Below are 17,417 nucleotides of genomic sequence, written 5' to 3'. Positions count from 1 at the left end.
TTTTCAGCCGCAGACCGCGACCTATCTTGTGCCTGCGGGCCTGCCGGAAGGCGGCCCCGAACAAGCAACAAGCAAGACAGGTGAGGTCGAAATGTTCATCGAAACGTTCATCGAGACGTTCATCAAGACGTTCAGGGCACCGAAACGCAATTCACCGGCGCGGCGCGCCATGCTTCGCGCGGCCATCCTTGGCGGCACCGCGCTGGTTCTGGCCGGAACGGGCCATGCCGGGCAGGCCTTGCCAGTGCAACAACAATCCGAAAACGAGGAAGCAATGTCTCAACATCCCTATATCGGCATGTGGGTCACCGATGACGGCCATGTGCGCCAGGAACTCCTGGAGAATGGCCGCTATGACGAAGCGCGCGGCACGCGCCAGAGCGCCTATCAGGGGCGCTACGAGGTGAGCGGCAACGAAATCCGCTACTGGGACGATACCGGCTTCACCGCCGACGGCACCTTTGTCGATGCCGATACGCTGCATCATGGCGGCATGGTCTTCAGGCGCCGCTAGAATCCCGTTCAGAAACAGATGATGGAGAAGCAAAATGGTTGGAATTGAAGGAAAGGTCATCGCGATCACCGGCGCCAGCAGCGGCATCGGCGAAGCAACGGCAAGGCTTCTGGCGACGGAGGGCGCGCGGCTCGTCATCGGCGCCCGGCGGACGGACCGGCTGGAAAAGCTGGCCGAAGAGATTTCGTCGCGCGGCGGATCGGTGCGCTTTCTCGGCGTGGATGTGACGCGGCGGGCCGATGTGGAGCAATTCGCCGCCCTTGCGCTGTCGGAGTTCGGCCGGCTGGACGTGTTCGTCAACAATGCGGGCATCATGCCGCTTTCACCGCTCGCCGCGCTGAAGGTGGATGAATGGGACAGCATGATCGACGTCAATGTGAAGGGCGTGCTCTACGGCATTGCCGCCGCGCTGCCGATCATGCAGGAGCAGGGCAGCGGCCATATCGTCAATATCTCGTCGATCGCCGCCCATATCGTCTGGCCGATGAGCGCCGTCTATTGCGGCACGAAATTCGCGGTGCGGGCCATTTCCGACGGGCTGCGGCAGGAAACGGACAGGCTCCGCGTCACCGTCGTCTCTCCCGGCACGACGACATCCGAGCTTGCCAATACCATAACCGATCCTGCCGGACGCGATGCCGTGGCGCCGTTCCGGGCCATCACCATCAGCGCCGAGGCGATCGCCCGGGCCATCGCCTATGCGGTCAGCCAGCCGGACGATGTCGATGTGAGCGAGATCATCGTGCGGCCGACGGCGAGCCCCTTCTGAGGCCGAAGCCGCGAGGTGCTCCTGTCCGGGGCGCCTTGCGGCGGCGGTACTTTCATGGAAAGACTGAAGCCTGAAAACAGGCTCGTTCGGCAGGCAATCAAGGGATGGCAGCGTTGAAGATTCGAACCCGCGCGGTGGGCGCGCAGACGGCCATGGCGCCCGGGCGACTTCCGGTCGTCACCTCGGATACCGGCGGCGTCCTCGATATCGTCACCGCCGTGTCGGAACCCGGCTTCAGCCCGCTCGACCTCATCTATGCCTCGCTGTCGGCCTGCATCGCGCTCAGCGCGCGCATGGCGGCGGCGCGGCTCGGCGTCGCCGAACGGCTCGGCGAGGTGAGGGTGCGGGTGACGGGCGAGAAGGCCGCCGACGAGCCGTCGCGGGTCGAACGCTTCATCATCGAGATCGAGATCGACGGGCAGCTCGACGACGAGACGAAACACAGGATCGTCGAGGCCGCCGAGGAAATCTGCACCATCAGCAACACGCTGCGCGGCGCGCCGCAATTCGTCACGCGGGTCTAGTTGCCGGGGCAGGCTTCACGGGCCCAACCCTAGCTCACGGGTTTTACCGGGGGATCGTCATTGGCGGCGTCGTTGCGGCCGGGAAGTGCCAGGCGCGTCAGCGAAAAGGAAATGGCGTCGCGGATGATCGCCAGTTCGCGTTGCGCGCTCGCGCTGTCCGGCTCGATCGCCTGCAGCATGTCGCGCAGTTCCCGCAGGCGCAGATACAGGTCCCCGTCGGAATATTTCACCTTCTTGCACGGCTTCATCGGAGACATCCCTCCACGGATCTTCCGACGTTGGGTTAGACCATGTTTCGGCCCGCCCGTCAGGGCATGTCATTGCGCGGGAGCGGCCTGCGGGAGAATTTTCTCCCGCAAGCCATCAAGTCGCGATGATGCCGCTCAGCCTGCCGGCTGCCTGGTCTTGCGCAGATAGGGCAGGACGCGCTCGAAACCGCCGAAGCGTTTTTCCGCGTCTTCGTCGGAAACGGCGGCGGTGATGATGACATCCTCGCCCTGTTTCCATTGCGCCGGAGTCGCCACCTGGTGCTTCGCCGTCAGCTGGATACTGTCGATGGCGCGCAGGATCTCGTCGAAATTGCGTCCGGTCGTCATCGGATAGGTCAGGATCAGCTTGATCTTCTTGTCGGGGCCGACGACGAAAACCGAACGCACGGTGGCATTGTCGGCGGGGGTGCGGCCCTCGGAAGAATCGCCGGCTTCGGCCGGCAGCATGTCGTAGAGCTTGGCGACCTTCAGGTCCTTGTCACCGATAAGGGGATAGTCGACCTCGTGTCCGGTCGCCGTCTTGATGTCGTTCTTCCATTTCGAATGGCTCTCGACCGGATCGACGGAGATGCCGATGATCTTGGCGTTGCGCTTCTCGAATTCGGGCGCAAGACCGGCCATGTAGCCGAGTTCGGTGGTGCAGACCGGGGTGAAATTCTTCGGATGGCTGAAAAGCACCGCATAGCTGTCCCTGATCCAGTCGTGGAACCTGATCTCGCCCTGGGTGGTGTCGGCAGTGAAATCCGGCGCAGTGTCGTTAATGCGTAAGCCCATCGCTGTCTCCATTTTCGCTGAGTTCAGGCACCAGAACGGAAGGATTTGACGCGTTCCTCGCGCAAAAAGCTCCCGTTCACGCCAATTTCGCCGGGATTGTAGCGCGAGAGAGGCAAGAAGCAATGGCAAAGGCGGAGAATGGGGCGGCCTCCGGGAGCGCCGCAAGGCCGGCCGGTTCCGCCATGGCCGAGTTTCCCCGGTATATCGCCGATGCTCCCTTGACGGATCGGCCGGCGGTGGTTCTTATAGCGCCGTTCCGGTTCTTCCTGCCGCAAGGCAGGGAGCTAAGAGGGAAGTCCGTGAGGCAGGTTTGAACGCCTGCCGAAGCCGACGCTGCCCCCGCAACTGTAAACAGCGAGTTGCTGTCCCCGTCCATTCGCAAACCCTGGGTTTCGCGGATGGTGCGGTAAGCCACTGAAGCAATTTCCGCTTCGGGAAGGCCGGCCAGCAATGATGACCTGTGAGCCAGGAGACCTGCCGAAACATGTTGAATGTCCACGGGCGGGGTGTCCTGTGTCGCTTTGCATCGGCCCGCTGCTGCAATTCAGACGCAAAGCCCCGTCCATCACGATGATCGGGGTTTTTATCATGGGTCTTTCCTTCTGCCAGAACAGGAGCGGCATCCGCCGCGATGTCGATGCCTCCACCGCGCCCGAGGATGTTTTCATGCGCTGGCTGCTGTCGCGCCCGCAGGGCTCGGATATTGCCGAGGCGGCGCGGCGCGAAGTGGCGCGGCTTGAATCTCCCGCCAGCCGGCATGAAGGGGCGCGGCGGCTGCACGAATTGTTCCGTGCGCTCATCGAGGCTGAGCGGCCCGTCAGGGCTTGACCTGCGGCGGTTCTGGCCTAGTGTTGAAGTTGATGACCAAGACTTCGGGAGGAGGGACTTGGAGAAAAGTCAGAACGGCTTGCATGCCGAACAGATTCAGACGGCGCTGACCGGCAATGCAGCGGCGAAATCGGCGCTTGTCGCTTCATGGGGGCGATCGATGCGCCTCTATGGCTTGCAGCCGGATGACGAGCGCAGGCCGACCATCATCCTCACCGACCGCGAATTGCGCGAAGCGCGCGAAAGGCTCGGCTCCCTGATATCCACCGCCTCCGCTTCCCTCGACCGCCTCTATTCCGCCGTCGGCGGCGCCGGCTGCTGCGTGCTGCTTGCCGACAAGAACGGCGTGCCGGTCGACCGGCGCGGCTATGAGGGCGATGACGCGACTTTCTCGAAGGTCGGCCTGTGGACCGGCGCCGTATGGAGCGAGGAAAGCGAGGGCACCAACGGCATTGGCACGGCGATCGCCGAACAGCGGCCGCTGACGATCCATCGCGACCAGCATTTCCGCAGCCGCAACACGGCGCTTTCCTGCACGTCGGCGCCGATCTTCGATCATTGCGGCCGGCTGATGGCCGTCATCGACGTTTCCTCGGCGCGCGCCGACCTGACCGAGGGCGTGGTGCGGCTGATCGGCATGGCGGTCTCAGACGCGGCGCGGCGGGTGGAGGCCGAGAATTTCCGCCTGGCCTTCCCGCGGGCGCGCATCGTCATGGCCGAGGGCGACCCCGGCAGCGAGCGCGCGCTGAATGCGCTGATCGCGGTCGACCAGGACGATCTCGTCATCGGCGCGTCGCGCTCCGCCCGGCAATTGCTGGGCCTCACCGACGAGAACCTGCGGACGCCGCTGCCGGCAGCCAATCTGCTGGGCCATGAACGCGACGCCGCCGCCGATTTCGCCGCGGCGGAACGCAGCGTCATCCAGCGCGTGCTGCGCCGGGCCAATGGCAATGTCTCCGTTGCCGCCAGCATGATGGGCATGAGCCGCGCCACGCTGCACCGCAAGCTGAAGAAGCTCGGCCTGAACTAGTGTGGGACGATCGCCTGTCGCAGATATGCGACAAATGCCGGCATCAACTCGCCATGGCGGGATGACAGCCGCGCCAGAGCGCGCGAAGCTCTCCATAGCCGCAGGAGGCGGCCCGGAAATTCGCGCGTATTGCATCTGCAGCAGTCCGCTGCAGGAGCCGGCGCAAGGGAGGAAACCATGAACAAGGTAGAATTCAACCGCACTGTAAAACCCAACTTCAAGGCCAGATACGGCAATTTCATCGGCGGCAAGTTCGTCGAACCGAAGGCCGGCAGATATTTCGAGAACACCTCGCCGGTGAACGGCCAGGTCCTTTGCGAGGTGGCGCGATCGGACGCCAGCGACGTGGAAGCGGCGCTCGACGCCGCCCATGCCGCCAAGGAAGGCTGGGGCCGCACCAGCGCTGCCGAACGCAGCGTCATGCTCAACAGGATCGCGCAGGTGATGGAGGACAATCTCTCCGTCCTGGCCCAGGCCGAGACCTGGGACAATGGCAAGCCGATCCGCGAGACGACCGCGGCCGACATCCCGCTCGCCATCGACCATTTCCGCTATTTTGCCGGCGTCATCAGGGCGCAGGAGGGCGGGATATCCGAGATCGACCATGATACGGTCGCCTATCATTTCCATGAACCGCTCGGCGTGGTGGGACAGATCATCCCGTGGAATTTCCCCATCCTCATGGCGGTGTGGAAGCTTGCCCCGGCGCTGGCGGCGGGCAATTGCGTGGTGCTCAAGCCTGCCGAGCAGACCCCGGCGTCGATCCTCGTCCTGATGGAGCTCATCGCCGACATCCTGCCGCCCGGCGTCGTCAATATCGTCAACGGCTTCGGCCTCGAGGCCGGCAAGCCGCTCGCATCGAGCCCGCGCATCGCCAAGATCGCCTTCACCGGCGAAACCACCACCGGCCGGCTGATCATGCAATATGCCAGCCAGAACCTCATTCCGGTGACGCTCGAACTCGGCGGCAAGTCGCCGAACATCTTCTTCGAGGACGTCGTTGCCGAAGATGACGACTTCTTCGACAAGGCCATCGAGGGCTTCGTCATGTTCGCGCTCAACCAGGGCGAAGTCTGCACCTGCCCGAGCCGCGCGCTCATCCACGAGTCGATCTATGACCGCTTCATGGAGCGGGCGCTGAAGCGGGTGGAGGCCATCGTCCAGGGCGATCCTCTCGATCCGGCAACGATGATCGGCGCGCAGGCGTCGAGCGAGCAGCTGGAAAAGATCCTCTCCTATCTCGACATCGGCAAGCAGGAGGGCGCGGAAGTGCTGATCGGCGGCGAGCGCAACATGCTCGCGGGCGATCTCGCCGGCGGCTATTACGTGCATCCGACGGTGTTCAAGGGCCATAACCGCATGCGGGTGTTCCAGGAGGAGATATTCGGCCCGGTCGTTTCGGTGGCGACGTTCAAGGATAAGGACGAGGCGCTTTCCATCGCCAACGACACGCTCTATGGCCTTGGCGCCGGCATCTGGAGCCGCGACGTCAACACCACCTATCGCTTCGGGCGGGCGATCCAGGCCGGCCGCGTCTGGACCAATTGCTACCATGCCTATCCGGCCCATGCGGCCTTCGGCGGCTACAAGCAATCGGGCATCGGCCGTGAAAACCACCTGAAGATGCTTGAACATTATCAGCAGACGAAGAATATGCTGGTAAGCTACAGCCCGAAGAAGCTCGGCTTCTTCTGACAGGACCAGCCCGCGCGCCGGCCCGCAGTAGCGGCGCCGGCGCGCGAGGAGGCAGAGATGGAAGACGCAGGCATGGAAGACAAGGTCAGCGCGACACCGGCGGCTCTCGAACTCATCGCGACATTGCAGTCCGAATATGGACCGATCATGTTCCATCAATCGGGCGGCTGCTGCGACGGCTCATCGCCCATGTGCTATGCGCAGGGCGATTTCATCGTCGGCGACAATGACGTGAAGCTCGGCGAGATCGGCGGTGCGCCGGTCTATATCAGCGCCTCGCAATATGATGTGTGGAAACATACGGAACTGATCATCGACGTCGTGCCGGGCAGGGGCGGCATGTTCTCGCTCGACAATGGCCGCGAAGTGCGGTTCCTCACCCGTTCGCGCATCTGCGCCGTTCCCTCTTGAGGCGAGCAGGGCTTCAGGCGGGAGGAGGGGCCCGGCGCAGATGAATCCCGACTTTTTCGACCGTGATGCGGTGGTCGTCGCGCGCGAGCTCATCGGCACGACGCTGCTCGTCGATGGCGTCGGCGGCATGGTCGTCGAGACCGAGGCCTACCGGCAGGACGATCCGGCCTCGCATAGTTTTCGCGGCGAGGGGCCGTCGAACCGCAGCATGTTCGGCCCGCCCGGCCACGCCTATGTCTATCGCTCCTATGGCATTCACTGGTGCCTCAACATGGTGTGCCTGCCGGGTTCCGCCGTGCTCATCCGCGCCTTGGAGCCGCTGGAAGGCTTGGAGCCGATGCGGCTGAGGCGGGGCGTCGAACTGCCGTCGCAGCTCTGTTCGGGGCCCGGAAAACTGGCGCAGGCGCTTGGCGTGACGAAGGCGCATGACGGGCTTTCGCTGTTCGAGCCGCCCTTCGAGCTGATGCCCGGCGCAGCGCGCGAAATCGCGTTCGGGCCGCGCATCGGCATCAGCAAGGGCGCCGAAACGCCGTGGCGCTTCGGGCTGAAGGGCTCGCCTTTCCTCAGCCGCCGGTTCGCCTGATCAGTTGAACTTCGGCGGCTGGCCGAGATCGAACGAGGGCGGGCTGCCGAGATCGTTCCCCGGCGCATTGGGCAGCTCGATCTGAAAATTCTTCAGGTCCACGGGCTCGGCGACATCGAGGAAATAGGTCACCATCTCCGGGAAGGCGATGAGCAGGCCGACCAGCAGCAATTGCAGGCACAGGAAGGGTATGGCGCCCATGTAGATATCGCTGGTCTTGATCGATTTCGGCGCGATGCCGCGCAGGTAGAACAGGGCGAAGCCGAAGGGCGGATGCATGAAGCTGGTCTGCATGTTGGCGCAGATCATGACGCCGAACCAGACGAGGTCGATGCCGAGCGCGCTTGCCGCCGGCGCCAGCAACGGAATGATGATGAAGGCGATCTCGAAGAAATCGAGGAAGAACGCCAGCACGAAGATGAATATGTTGACGAATATCAGGAAGCCGACGATGCCGCCCGGCAGCGAGGTCAGCATGGTCTCGATCCAGTGGCCGCCGCCGACGCCCTGGAAGACCAGGCTGAAGACGCGGGCGCCGAGCAGGATGAAGACCACCATGGCCGTCAGGCGCATGGTCATCGTCATCGCCTGGTAGACGAGATCCCAGGTCAGCCGGCGATTGATCCACGCCATGAACATGGCGCCGACGACGCCCATGGCGCCGGCCTCGGTCGGCGTTGCGAGGCCGAGGAAGATCGTGCCGAGGACGACGAAGATCAGCGCGAGCGACGGGATCATGCCGCGCGCGCAGCGCAGGAACAGCGGCCAGCCGCGCAGGGTGCGCGCTTCCGGCGGCAGCGCCGGCAGATGGTGCGGCCGGATGATGCTGAGGACGAAGACCCAGCCGGCAAAGAGCAGCACCTGCACGATGCTGGCCCCGGTGGCGCCGATATACATGTCGCCGGGCGACCTGCCGAGCTGGTCGGCGAGGACGATGAGCACCAGCGAGGGCGGAATGAGCTGGGTTATGGTGCCGGACGCGGCGATGACGCCGGTGGCATGGCGGATATTGTAGCCGTATTTGGCCATGACAGGCAGGGATATCAGGCCCATGGCGATGACGGATGCGGCCACGGTGCCGGTGATCGCGCCGAGGATGGCGCCGACGAGGATGACCGCATAGGAAAGGCCGCCGCGAACGCCGCCGAAGAGCTGGCCGAAGCCATCGAGAAGATCCTCGGCGAGGCCGCATTTCTCCAGGATGACGCCCATGAAGGTGAAGAACGGGATCGCGAGCAGCAATTCGTTCGAGAGGACCGAGAACATCTGATAGGTCAGGTTGCCGAGGAAATCCGGCCCGATCGCGCCCATCTCGATGGCGACGAAACCGAAAAACAGCCCGACGGCAGCCAGCGAGAACGCAGCCGGGTAGCCGATGACCATGAAGATCACCAGCCCGAAGAACATCAACGGGGCGAGGTTGTCGGAGAAGAATTGCATCATTGAACAGGTTTCTCGTAGGCGAACTCACGCACGTAATCCGTGGTGAGGGCGAGATAGCATTTGATGAGCTCGGACACGCCCTGCAGTCCGACGAGGAAGAAGCCGATGGGCAGGCTGAGCTTGACCGGCCAGAGCGGCAGGCCGCCGGCATTGGACGAACTTTCATTCGTCACATAGGAAAGAACGAACCACGGCCAGGTGAAATAGATCATCAGCGCGCAGATCGGCAACAGGAAGAGCAGCGTGCCGAGAAGGTCGATCCACGTCCGCGTCTTCTCGCTGACCGATCCATAGACGAGATCGACGCGCACATGCTCGTTCAGCTTGAGCGTCCAGGCCCCGCCCAGCATCACCATGCCGGCGAAGAGATACCATTGCAGTTCGGAGAGCGAATTGGAGTTCCTGCCATAGACGGCGAGGATGCCGCGGAAGATGCCGCCGGCGCCGACGGTCTGGTCGAGCCAGATCAGCGTGCCGATGCTGTAGCGCAGCAAGGCATTGAAGGCGCATACGATGGATGCGAACAGTACGAAATAGATGGCAATGATGCCGATGCGACGGTTGAATTCGTCGATCCACCCTGTGACCCTGAGCCACCGCGCCATTGATCCCCTCCCGATTGCCGACATGAAGAGAGCCGGGGCCGACCGTCCCTTTGCTCGTATCGGCCCGTCTTGTGATGGCGACAGAGTTACCCCATGGATCAGCGTGATGCAATGCCGTTGAATGGGCCATTGAACGGGCCAATGAACGGGCCATGGATAGGCCATCGATGGGCCGTGGGTCCCTATCCTCAGGCTTTCGCCTCGATGGTCAGTTCGGCCCGCGTGCCGCGGTCCCGCGTCACATATTCGATGCTGCTGCCAAGGCTCGACGCCATCGCCTTGACGATCCGCGTGCCGAGACCGGTGCCCTTGGGCTGGGTGCCCTCGGACCAGCCGATGCCGTCATCCTCGACCGAAAGCGTGGCCTTGCCATCGCCCTTCTTGAGGAACGAGACGCGGATCGTGCCCTTCGATCCCTCGGGATAGGCATATTTGAACGCATTGGTGACGAGTTCGGTGACGATCATGCCGATGGAGACGGCCTGGTCGGAGGAGAGGCGGATATCCTCGACGTCCTGCTTTATCTCCAGCCGCTGCGAGGCATGTTCGAGCGAACTGCGCAGTTCCGAAATCAGGCTGGTCAGGTATTTGTCCATCTCGACCTGCCGCACATCGTCGGAACTGTAGAGGCTGCGATGCATGCCGCCGATGGCGGTGATGCGCGCCTGCGCCTCCGTCAGCGCATGTTTCACGGCTTCGTCTACGCTGTTCGATATCTGCAGGCGGATGAGCGCCGCCACCAGGGCGAGGCTGTTGCCGACGCGGTGATTGACCTCGGCGAGCAGCACTTCGGCCCGTTCCTTGCCGCGCAGGATCTCCATGTCGGCGCGCTCGCGGTCGCGGTGCAGCTCGGCGGTGGCGATGGCCTGGGCGATGGCGCTTTCGAGCAGCGGCATGAATTCGTCGCCGACGGTCTTTATGACGTAGTCGGCAGCGCCGGCCTTGAGGGCGTCAATGGCGATCTTCGCCTCGCTCGATCCGGTGACATAGACGACCGGGACGGTGATGCCATGTTCGCGCAGCACACCTAGAAATTGCGTGCCGGTGGTGTTCTGCAAGTAGTGGTCGAGGACAATGACGTCGACCTGCTCGCCGCCCAGGATTTCGAGGCCGGAGGCGGTCGTTGCGGCGTGGACGACTTCATAGCCGGCGCGGCCCAGCGCCTTCTGCGCCAGGCGGACGAATGCCGGATCATCATCGACATAAAGAATGCGGCCTGGCACGTTCCTACCTGTCAAGGAATCTGCATGACGGAAAAGAACAGCCCCAATTGCCGGATGGCATTGGCGAAGCTGTCATATTCCACGGGCTTGGTAATATAGACATTGGCGCCGAGATCGTAGCACCGCTGTATTTCGCCCTCGTCATCCGTCGTGGTGAGGATGACGACGGGAAGTCGCTTCGTGTGCGGGTTGGACTTGATCTTGGCGAGGATGTCGATGCCCGACATGTCCGGCAGGTTGAGGTCGAGCAGGATCAGCAGATAGCTGTTCTTCGAAGTCTCGCCGGTTCTATCCTTGCCGAGGACGAAATCGAGCGCGGAATTGCCGTCCGTGAACGGAATGATCTCGTTGTTGACGCCGGCGCGGCGCACATTCTTCTCGATCAGGCGCGCGTGACCTTCGTCATCCTCCACCATGACAATGGTAACTTCTTTGCCGGTGCCTTTCACGCCATCATACTCCTGCGACTTTCGTCAAATCCGAGGGAAGCCGTAGCACAAAGGTGGAACCTTTTCCAATCTCGGATTGGACCGTGATGTCGCCGCCGAGGTTGCGGGTCAGGGAGCGGACATGGGCGAGCCCGATGCCTTCGCCCGGTTTGTCCTGCTGGCCCGAACGGCGGAAGAGCTCGAAAATCCGCTCCAGATCCTCCTCCGCGATGCCCCGGCCATTGTCGCTGACTTCGACACGGATGAACCTCGGCCCTTGCGGCCTGGCATGCACTTCGATGTGCAGCGGCCGGTCGGGACTGGCATATTTCACCGCATTGTCGAAGAGATTGCCGAAAATCTGCTCCAGAGACAATTTGTCGGTGGTGATCTTCGGCATCCTGCCGCCGATCTCGATGCTGCCGTCGAGGTCGGCGACCTGATGCTGGATGCTCGCCGCGCTCGTCTCGAGCAATTCCCTGAGGTCGATCGGCTCGGGCTTCAACTGGCGGCGGCCATCGCGCGAGATCTTGAGGATGGCATTGATCAGCCCGTCCATCTTCTTGGTCGAAGAGCGGATGAAGGTGATGGCTTCCGGCAGGTCCTCCTCCGCCGCGACGCGGGCAAGCTTTATCTCGTCCTCGGAGAGGACTTCGCCTTCGGAAAGGACATAGGGCTGGATGGCATTGAGCGACGTTTCGAGTTCGCTGGTGAAACCCATGATGTTGACGAGCGGCGCCCGCAGGTCATGCGTGACGATATAGGCGAAACGCTGGATCTCCTGGTTGGCGCGGATGAGATCTTCCGTGCGCTCGTTCACCCGCTCCTCGAGGCTGGCATTCAGGGTCTCGACCTCGCTCCGCGCGCGGGAGAGATCGCGGATGTGCTGGTAGATGACGGAAAGGGCGCCGGCCAGCACCAGCACGATCGCGCCGGCGCCGATGATCGTGGCGCGCTGCAATGTGGCCAGCGCCTCCGACTGTTCGTCGAGGGCCGCCTGCAGATCGATCTCCGAGGCCACCATGTAATTGTTGAGGATCTCGCGGATGCCGGACATGGTTTGCTCGCCGGCGCCGCGGCGGGTAATGGCAATGGCCTCCGCGGCCTTGCCTTCCATGGCGAGATCGACGGTATGATTGAGATCGTCCAGCCTTTGCGTGATCAGCTGGTCGAGCCGGGGAAAGTCCTTCTCATAGCTTTGCCTGCCCGTCACGCTGCGCCTGAGCGTATCGCGCCGCGCGGAAAGACTTTCCAGCGCCGATTTGTAGGGCTCGAGGAAATTGTCCTCCTGGGAGAGAAGATAGCCGCGCTGGCCGGTTTCGGCGTCCTGCAGCGTCGACAGCAGGTCGGTCGAGCCGCTGCGAATGGCGCGCGCCGAGACGACTTCGTCGAAATAGTGACGGCTCTGCTGTACGAGCCAGATGGTCGAGCCGACGATCCCGAGCAGGATCAGTCCGCCGATCGAAATCATGATGAGGGTGGAGCGGGCGAAACTGGATCTGGTGCTGAACATTCGACCGTTGCTGCTAGGGTTCGTGCCGTATCGACAGGCTAGCGCAAATTGACCCGTGGGAGCCAGAACGTCAACCTGGAGTAGCGCTATTCGGTGGATGGTTCCTGTCGCTGCGCCAGTACCGGATCGGCCCGCGCCGCCTCCGCCGCCACATAGGCGAGAACGGCCGCAAACACCACGGTGCCGCCGGCGATAGTGCTGCCGCCCGGCATTTCCGAGAAGAAGAGCCATATCCACAAGGGTGCGAGCGGCGCATCGAGCGAGCCGAGCAGCGCGGTTTCGACCGGCGGCAGCAGCCGTGCGCCGAGGGTGAAGAAGGCGAGCCCGACGGCCGAGACGAGCAGTCCGAACAGCGCCAGCATCAACAGGTCCGGGCCCGCGACGGAGAGCGGGGCGGCGGCGATCGGCCAGCAGACCAGCGCGCTCGCAAGCGCCGATATGCAGGCCGCCGGCATGATGGCGATGTCGGGCGAGCGGCGGACGATGACCATCAGCACCGCCATGCACAGCGTCATGCCGAAGGCGAGGAGATCGCCATGGATGGTGCCCTCATTGTTGATGCCGATCATGATGACGATGCCGATGAGCGCGGTGGCGCTGGCGATGATCGCGCTGCGCCGCGGCCGTTCGCCCAGCGCCAGCCATGCGAGCAGCGCCGCGACGAAGGGAATGGTCGCGTAGACGACGGCGACATGCGCGACGGTGGTTTCCTTCAGCGAGGTGATGAAGAATACCGTGCCGAGGCCGGAGACGGCGACGAAAGACCATCCCGCCGCGCCCATGTCGAGGAACACTCGCAGGGTACGGCCGCGCTCCATGATGGCGACGACCAGCGCCAGGCCGAGCGCCGCGAAAATGCCGCGCCAGGCAAGGATCGTCCAGCTGTCGAGCGGAATGACGCGGGTAAAGAGGCCCGCGAGGCTCCAGGCCAGCGCCGAAAGCGCGACGAGAACGAGGCCGAGGGCGCGGGATGCGGATGTCATGGATGTCCTTTGCGAGCGTGGCGGCCATGGTGGGGCCGGTGCGGCCCTTTGGCAAGCGGCGCGGCGTGCAATGCTGCCATCCCCATGTCAGGAGTGGTTTCAGCCTTGATCGCGGGGGCGGCCTGCCGCATAAAGCAGTGCAACTCACACCCACTTCACGCAACACAAGTCAATTCAGAAAGCTTCGCCATGCCTGATGTAATCGTTCCGGATAATGCTGTTCTTCTCGGCAGGGCCAGGGTGCCCGGCCATGATCATCCGCGTGTCGTCACGGTGCGAAACGGCGAAGTCTTCGACATTACCGCCAAGGCGGCGCCGACGGTGCGGGATATCGGCGAACTGGACAATCCGGCCGCCTATGTCGCCGGCGCTGCGGGTACGCCCGTCGGAAAGATCGACGCCCTCATCGCCAATAGCTGGCAGGAGGAACACGACGAGGCCGCGCCCAGCCTGCTCTCGCCGATCGATCTCCAGGCCGTCAAGGCATCCGGCGTCACTTTCGTCGCTTCGCTGCTGGAGCGCGTTATCGAGGAACAGGCCAAGGGCGACAAGGCCAAGGCCGATCTTCTGCGCAGCGAGGTGCTCGAACTGATCGGCGCCGATCTTTCGCAGATCGTTCCGGGCTCGCCCTCGGCCATGCAGGTCAAGGAGGCGCTGCTCGCACGCGGCGTCTGGAGCCAGTATCTCGAGGTCGGCATCGGCCCCGATGCGGAGATCTTCACCAAGGGCCAGCCCATGTCGACGGTCGGCTATGGCGCCGATGTCGGCCTGCATCCCGTATCGAGCTGGAACAATCCGGAGCCGGAAATCGTGCTCGTGGTGACCAGCCGGGGCGAGATCATCGGCGCGACGCTCGGCAATGACGTGAACCTGCGCGATGTGGAAGGCCGGTCGGCGCTTCTCCTCGGCAAGGCCAAGGACAATAATGCTTCCGGCGCGGTCGGGCCGTTCATCCGGCTATTCGATGCCTCGTTCACGCTGGAAACGGTGAAATCCGCCGAGTTGAGCATGCGCGTCGAAGGTACGGACGGCTTTGTCCTCGAAGGTCACTCCAACATGGCGAAGATTTCGCGCACGCCGGAATCGCTGGTCGAGGCGACGATCGGCCGGCATCACCAGTATCCGGACGGGCTGGTGCTCTATCTCGGCACGATGTTTGCGCCGGTGAAGGATCGCGATGGCCCGGGCATGGGCTTCACCCACAAGATGAACGACGTCGTTTCCATTTCGACGCCGACGCTCGGCACGCTGGCCAACCGGGTGCGGCTCTCGACGGAATGTGCGCCCTGGACCTATGGCGCGAGCCAGTTGATGCGCGATCTGGCGAAGGCGGGCCTTCTCTAGTGTGGTTTTCGGAATTGAAATACGCTCCGGCCCCTGCCGCCATAGTGAGGCGTATTTCAATTCCACCACACTAGAAACATAGGGTCACTAGGTCCAGAAATAGCGGACGATGTGGAAGAATATCGGGGCGGCGAATATGAGACTGTCGGCCCGGTCCAGCATGCCGCCATGGCCTTCGATCATGTGGCCCCAGTCCTTCACGCCGCGGTCGCGCTTGATGGCGGAGGCGACGAGCCCGCCGAAGAAGCCCATGATCGCTGCCAGCGCCGCCATCAGGCCTGCCTCGGCCGGTGCGAATGGCGTCAGCCAGGCCAGCGCCGCACCGAGCAGCGAGGCGCTGACAATGCCGCCGATCAGGCCCTCCCACGTCTTGGAGGGCGATATTTTGGGCGCCACCTTGCGCTTGCCGAAGAGCTTGCCGAAGACATATTGCAGCACGTCGCTGCCCTGAACCGTCACGATGAGGAATGCGATGAGCAGCAGGCCCTTGCCTTCGAAGCCGGGAATGGCGAGCGTCAGCAGTGCCGGCACGTGGCTGATGCAGTAGACGGAAAGCATGATCCCCCATTGCTGCTCGCTGACGCGTTCGAGAAAGCGCTCCGTATCGCCGGAGATCGCGGTCAGGGCCGGCATGGCGAGGAAGCAGTAGACCGGCACGAAGATCGAATAGAGCCCGTACCACTCGATCCAGAGCAGGTAGTACTGCACCGGGATGACCACCAGGAACATGCCGATCAGGATGCGGTGGTCGCCGCGCCGCGTATGGGTCAGCGTCACATATTCGCGCAGGGCGGCGAAGGAAACGAAGGCGAAGAGGAAGATCACCCCGCCCTTGCCGAAGAGGAAGGCGATGGAAATCGCCGCGATCATGATCCACCACGCCTTTATGCGGGCGTTGAGATTGACCAATGTCGAGGGGAGGACATCGCTGGTGCGCCGGCTCTTCCAGCTGAGCAGCGTGGCGATGGCGCTTGCGAGGGTGAGGACGCCGAGGAGCCCGAGGAAAAGCCAGATCGTTTCAGCCATGGGCCAGCGCCTTCTGCCGTTCCGGCGAAAGATCGAGGAGAGCCTCCCGCGCGCGGTCGAGGAAAACATGCCGGTCCTCGCCCTCTTCGAGGACGACCGGCGCCCCGAAGATCACGCGGCAGAGCAGCGGCACGGGCAGCAGTGCGCCCTTCGGCAGGACCCGCGACATGTTCTCGATCCAGCAGGGCACGAGTTCGACATCCGGGCGGGCGACGGCAAGATTGTAGAGGCCGGAGCGAAAGCGCAGCAGCGGCTCCTCGGTCATGTTGCGCGTTCCTTCGGGAAAGAAGATCAGCGAGCTGCCTTGCTCGAGCGCGCCGAGCATGATGACCATGGGGTCCTCGGACCGCTCCACCCAGTTGCGCTCCACCAGCACGGTGTTGAGAATGTCCCGCGCCAGCACATGGCGGACCTTGTTCCGGCGCCAGTAATCGGCTCCCGCCACGGCGCGCGTGCGGCTGCGCTCTGAGGGCGGCAGGCTGGACGAGAGCAGGATGAAATCGCCATGGCTGCTGTGATTGGCGAAATAGATGCGCTGCCGGCCGGATGGCGCGCAGCCTTGCCATATCGGACGCACGCCGGTTATGGCGCGCGCCAAGCCCGCCAGTCCCATCGCCGCAAGCCGCTGGATCGCCGCTTTCACGTGAATTTCCCCCCAATGCCGGTCGTTGTCGGGTGCCGGCCGATTGGCAGATAGAACAATCGGCGAGGCAAAAGCAAGATGCCGTTTCGATGGATGCGGGTCGCCGCTCAGCCGGCGCGGGCGAGGCCGGCGCGGATGCGGTTGACCATCGTATAGAGCGAGACGAGGGCGAGCACCGGGAACAGCCACTCGAACCAGCGCGGGACGAGTTGCAGGGCGATGAGGACCGCCAGCACGCCCAGCGCCAGCGCGCGGTCGCTCTTGCCGAACGGACCGTCATAGATACGCCCGGCGCCGACCATCGTCCCGAGCACGCCGGCATATTCGACCAGCAGCGCGGCGATGGCGAAGGCGACCACGCCGGCAGCCCCGAAAGGCGCGACGAGGGCGAAGGGCAGGATCAGCGCCACATCGGAAACCACATCGCCGATCTCGTTGAGATAGGCGCCGAGCTTCGAGGCCTGGCCGAACTCGCGCGCCATCATGCCATCGATGGCATTGAGCGCCATGCGCACGAACAGGATGACCGGCACGATCCAGAAGATGCCGGGATTGGCGGCAAAGACCGCCATGGCGATGCCGCCCGCCGCCGACAGCGCCGCCGCGCCGAGCGTCACCTGGTTGGCGGTCATGCCGGCCTTCACCATGTGGCCCACGAGCGGACGCAACAGGTTCTGGAAGGCGGGCTTGATCGAATAGAGTGTCGGCATGGGCGGCTCGCTGGTTGGATCCTTGACATGGCGCAGGCGCCAACCCGATCTATAGCCAAATCCGCAGGTCTCGGTAAGTGGCCCGGCGCCCGGACGAAAATG

At 63.6% G+C, this 17,417-nt stretch carries 20 protein-coding genes and 1 riboswitch; of the genes, 9 read left to right on the top strand and 11 right to left on the bottom strand.

Going from position 1 to position 17,417, the window contains the following annotated elements; genetic code table 11:
- The first annotated feature begins 169 nt into the window (after positions 1 to 169).
- The 3 genes from OSJ75_RS05305 (at position 170) to OSJ75_RS05295 (ending at position 1,807) form a co-directional block, all read left to right on the top strand.
- On the top strand, positions 170 to 514 hold the full coding sequence (locus OSJ75_RS05305; protein WP_416362529.1) for an Atu4866 domain-containing protein: 345 nt from the start codon (positions 170 to 172) through the stop codon (positions 512 to 514).
- A 34-nt stretch (positions 515 to 548) separates the two neighbouring features.
- A complete protein-coding gene (locus OSJ75_RS05300) occupies positions 549 to 1,283 on the top strand; it encodes an SDR family oxidoreductase (RefSeq protein WP_267227179.1) in 735 nt (244 codons plus the stop codon).
- Between the two features lie 104 nt (positions 1,284 to 1,387).
- Positions 1,388 to 1,807, top strand: a complete 420-nt coding sequence (locus tag OSJ75_RS05295) for an OsmC family protein (RefSeq protein ID WP_267227178.1) — start codon at positions 1,388 to 1,390, stop codon at positions 1,805 to 1,807.
- Positions 1,808 to 1,836: 29 nt separating this feature from the next.
- Here the strand turns inward: OSJ75_RS05295 and OSJ75_RS05290 are convergent, their stop codons facing one another.
- Positions 1,837 to 2,055: a hypothetical protein gene (locus tag OSJ75_RS05290; protein WP_267227177.1), complete on the bottom strand. Its 219-nt coding sequence runs from the start codon at positions 2,053 to 2,055 to the stop codon at positions 1,837 to 1,839.
- Positions 2,056 to 2,190: 135 nt separating this feature from the next.
- Positions 2,191 to 2,850, bottom strand: a complete 660-nt coding sequence (locus OSJ75_RS05285; protein WP_250020130.1) for a peroxiredoxin — start codon at positions 2,848 to 2,850, stop codon at positions 2,191 to 2,193.
- Positions 2,851 to 3,090: 240 nt separating this feature from the next.
- Positions 3,091 to 3,347: riboswitch (cobalamin riboswitch) on the top strand.
- Positions 3,348 to 3,438: 91 nt separating this feature from the next.
- Here OSJ75_RS05285 and OSJ75_RS05280 point away from each other — a divergent pair.
- From OSJ75_RS05280 to OSJ75_RS05260, 5 genes are all read left to right on the top strand, one after another.
- Complete coding sequence (locus tag OSJ75_RS05280) at positions 3,439 to 3,678, top strand: hypothetical protein (protein WP_267227176.1); 240 nt, start codon at positions 3,439 to 3,441, stop codon at positions 3,676 to 3,678.
- A gap of 58 nt (positions 3,679 to 3,736) precedes the next feature.
- Positions 3,737 to 4,708, top strand: coding sequence for a GAF domain-containing protein (locus OSJ75_RS05275; RefSeq protein ID WP_250020136.1), 972 nt, complete (start codon positions 3,737 to 3,739; stop codon positions 4,706 to 4,708).
- 177 nt (positions 4,709 to 4,885) lie between these two features.
- Positions 4,886 to 6,403, top strand: coding sequence for an aldehyde dehydrogenase (gene adh, locus OSJ75_RS05270; RefSeq protein WP_250020137.1), 1,518 nt, complete (start codon positions 4,886 to 4,888; stop codon positions 6,401 to 6,403).
- Positions 6,404 to 6,460: 57 nt separating this feature from the next.
- Positions 6,461 to 6,814 (top strand): DUF779 domain-containing protein, encoded by a 354-nt coding sequence (locus tag OSJ75_RS05265; protein WP_267227175.1) that lies wholly within the window; start codon positions 6,461 to 6,463, stop codon positions 6,812 to 6,814.
- Positions 6,815 to 6,854: 40 nt separating this feature from the next.
- Positions 6,855 to 7,397, top strand: coding sequence for a DNA-3-methyladenine glycosylase (locus OSJ75_RS05260; RefSeq protein ID WP_267227174.1), 543 nt, complete (start codon positions 6,855 to 6,857; stop codon positions 7,395 to 7,397).
- Here the strand turns inward: OSJ75_RS05260 and OSJ75_RS05255 are convergent, their stop codons facing one another.
- The 6 genes from OSJ75_RS05255 to OSJ75_RS05230 form a co-directional block, all read right to left on the bottom strand.
- Positions 7,398 to 8,840, bottom strand: a complete 1,443-nt coding sequence (locus OSJ75_RS05255; protein ID WP_250020140.1) for a TRAP transporter large permease — start codon at positions 8,838 to 8,840, stop codon at positions 7,398 to 7,400. It lies immediately after the preceding gene.
- Positions 8,837 to 9,445 (bottom strand): TRAP transporter small permease subunit, encoded by a 609-nt coding sequence (locus OSJ75_RS05250; protein ID WP_250020141.1) that lies wholly within the window; start codon positions 9,443 to 9,445, stop codon positions 8,837 to 8,839. The genes OSJ75_RS05255 and OSJ75_RS05250 overlap by 4 nt, the downstream gene beginning before the upstream one ends.
- Before the next feature lie 188 nt (positions 9,446 to 9,633).
- Positions 9,634 to 10,668, bottom strand: coding sequence for a response regulator (locus OSJ75_RS05245; RefSeq protein ID WP_267227173.1), 1,035 nt, complete (start codon positions 10,666 to 10,668; stop codon positions 9,634 to 9,636).
- Between the two features lie 11 nt (positions 10,669 to 10,679).
- Positions 10,680 to 11,117: a response regulator gene (locus OSJ75_RS05240; protein ID WP_323748422.1), complete on the bottom strand. Its 438-nt coding sequence runs from the start codon at positions 11,115 to 11,117 to the stop codon at positions 10,680 to 10,682.
- A 4-nt stretch (positions 11,118 to 11,121) separates the two neighbouring features.
- On the bottom strand, positions 11,122 to 12,609 hold the full coding sequence (locus OSJ75_RS05235; protein ID WP_267227171.1) for a sensor histidine kinase: 1,488 nt from the start codon (positions 12,607 to 12,609) through the stop codon (positions 11,122 to 11,124).
- 86 nt (positions 12,610 to 12,695) lie between these two features.
- Positions 12,696 to 13,592, bottom strand: a complete 897-nt coding sequence (locus OSJ75_RS05230) for a DMT family transporter (protein WP_267227170.1) — start codon at positions 13,590 to 13,592, stop codon at positions 12,696 to 12,698.
- A 189-nt stretch (positions 13,593 to 13,781) separates the two neighbouring features.
- Between OSJ75_RS05230 and OSJ75_RS05225 the strand changes: the two genes are divergently transcribed.
- Positions 13,782 to 14,936 carry a fumarylacetoacetate hydrolase family protein gene (locus OSJ75_RS05225; RefSeq protein ID WP_250020145.1) on the top strand — a complete coding sequence of 385 codons (1,155 nt, stop codon included), beginning with the start codon at positions 13,782 to 13,784 and terminating at the stop codon, positions 14,934 to 14,936.
- An 87-nt stretch (positions 14,937 to 15,023) separates the two neighbouring features.
- Here the strand turns inward: OSJ75_RS05225 and OSJ75_RS05220 are convergent, their stop codons facing one another.
- The 3 genes from OSJ75_RS05220 to OSJ75_RS05210 form a co-directional block, all read right to left on the bottom strand.
- Complete coding sequence (locus OSJ75_RS05220; RefSeq protein ID WP_250020146.1) at positions 15,024 to 15,962, bottom strand: phosphatidate cytidylyltransferase; 939 nt, start codon at positions 15,960 to 15,962, stop codon at positions 15,024 to 15,026.
- On the bottom strand, positions 15,955 to 16,575 hold the full coding sequence (locus tag OSJ75_RS05215) for a lysophospholipid acyltransferase family protein (protein WP_250020172.1): 621 nt from the start codon (positions 16,573 to 16,575) through the stop codon (positions 15,955 to 15,957). The genes OSJ75_RS05220 and OSJ75_RS05215 overlap by 8 nt, the downstream gene beginning before the upstream one ends.
- A gap of 137 nt (positions 16,576 to 16,712) precedes the next feature.
- Positions 16,713 to 17,315: a CDP-alcohol phosphatidyltransferase family protein gene (locus OSJ75_RS05210; protein WP_267227169.1), complete on the bottom strand. Its 603-nt coding sequence runs from the start codon at positions 17,313 to 17,315 to the stop codon at positions 16,713 to 16,715.
- Positions 17,316 to 17,417: the final 102 nt, after the last annotated feature.

It is taken from the genome of Phyllobacterium sp. 0TCS1.6A (assembly GCF_026420825.1).
Lineage (GTDB): Bacteria > Pseudomonadota > Alphaproteobacteria > Rhizobiales > Rhizobiaceae > Phyllobacterium.
This window is presented reverse-complemented; position numbering and strand designations above follow the sequence as displayed.

Bases quoted from the DNA above. Each gene is read 5' to 3' on its own strand.
- OSJ75_RS05215 (WP_250020172.1), bottom strand. From the start codon at position 16,575: ATGGGACTGGCGGGCTTGGCGCGCGCCATAACCGGCGTGCGTCCGATA.
- OSJ75_RS05255 (WP_250020140.1), bottom strand. From the start codon at position 8,840: ATGATGCAATTCTTCTCCGACAACCTCGCCCCGTTGATGTTCTTCGGG.
- OSJ75_RS05260 (WP_267227174.1), top strand. From the start codon at position 6,855: ATGAATCCCGACTTTTTCGACCGTGATGCGGTGGTCGTCGCGCGCGAG.
- OSJ75_RS05250 (WP_250020141.1), bottom strand. From the start codon at position 9,445: ATGGCGCGGTGGCTCAGGGTCACAGGGTGGATCGACGAATTCAACCGT.
- adh (WP_250020137.1), top strand. From the start codon at position 4,886: ATGAACAAGGTAGAATTCAACCGCACTGTAAAACCCAACTTCAAGGCC.
- OSJ75_RS05285 (WP_250020130.1), bottom strand. From the start codon at position 2,850: ATGGGCTTACGCATTAACGACACTGCGCCGGATTTCACTGCCGACACC.
- OSJ75_RS05230 (WP_267227170.1), bottom strand. From the start codon at position 13,592: ATGACATCCGCATCCCGCGCCCTCGGCCTCGTTCTCGTCGCGCTTTCG.
- OSJ75_RS05305 (WP_416362529.1), top strand. From the start codon at position 170: ATGCTTCGCGCGGCCATCCTTGGCGGCACCGCGCTGGTTCTGGCCGGA.
- OSJ75_RS05280 (WP_267227176.1), top strand. From the start codon at position 3,439: ATGGGTCTTTCCTTCTGCCAGAACAGGAGCGGCATCCGCCGCGATGTC.
- OSJ75_RS05225 (WP_250020145.1), top strand. From the start codon at position 13,782: ATGCCTGATGTAATCGTTCCGGATAATGCTGTTCTTCTCGGCAGGGCC.
- OSJ75_RS05210 (WP_267227169.1), bottom strand. From the start codon at position 17,315: ATGCCGACACTCTATTCGATCAAGCCCGCCTTCCAGAACCTGTTGCGT.
- OSJ75_RS05300 (WP_267227179.1), top strand. From the start codon at position 549: ATGGTTGGAATTGAAGGAAAGGTCATCGCGATCACCGGCGCCAGCAGC.
- OSJ75_RS05220 (WP_250020146.1), bottom strand. From the start codon at position 15,962: ATGGCTGAAACGATCTGGCTTTTCCTCGGGCTCCTCGGCGTCCTCACC.
- OSJ75_RS05295 (WP_267227178.1), top strand. From the start codon at position 1,388: ATGGCAGCGTTGAAGATTCGAACCCGCGCGGTGGGCGCGCAGACGGCC.
- OSJ75_RS05235 (WP_267227171.1), bottom strand. From the start codon at position 12,609: ATGTTCAGCACCAGATCCAGTTTCGCCCGCTCCACCCTCATCATGATT.
- OSJ75_RS05290 (WP_267227177.1), bottom strand. From the start codon at position 2,055: ATGAAGCCGTGCAAGAAGGTGAAATATTCCGACGGGGACCTGTATCTG.
- OSJ75_RS05265 (WP_267227175.1), top strand. From the start codon at position 6,461: ATGGAAGACGCAGGCATGGAAGACAAGGTCAGCGCGACACCGGCGGCT.